Annotated in this window: 1 protein-coding gene; it reads right to left on the reverse strand. The window is 68.2% G+C overall.

Annotated elements, in window-relative coordinates:
• Positions 1-19: 19 nt before the first annotated feature.
• Positions 20-327 (reverse strand): hypothetical protein (locus EKC99_RS15715; protein WP_163152701.1); only part of this gene is annotated, 308 nt, incomplete at its 5' end.

Raw genomic sequence — 327 nt, forward strand, 5'->3', positions numbered from 1 at the left:
ATCGCGGGACGCGCTCAACTCACGCCCGGGGGGGACGCGTCAATTCATCCTGGGCGACCGCATAGGTCGCCGCGTCGCCGGCATTCATCCAGCGCGCCGGCAGTGGCGCACCGAAGGCGGCGAGGGTACTGGCCGGCAGGCTCAGGTTGGAGTGGTGGCAGTGGTTGTGGCCACAGGCACCAACATGCTTGCCGTCGGTATCGCCATCGGCATCCGGTGCGGACTCCACGTGCACCGTGCTGGCGTGCGGTTCCACCGTGCAGGCCAGCGCGTCGGCCACCGGCACGACCACGCATTCCGCCATCAGCAGCATCATCAGGTACGTAC

It is taken from the genome of Anoxybacillus sp. MB8 (assembly GCF_011006755.1).
GTDB classification, from domain to species: Bacteria; Bacillota; Bacilli; order Bacillales; family Anoxybacillaceae; genus Anoxybacillus; species Anoxybacillus gonensis.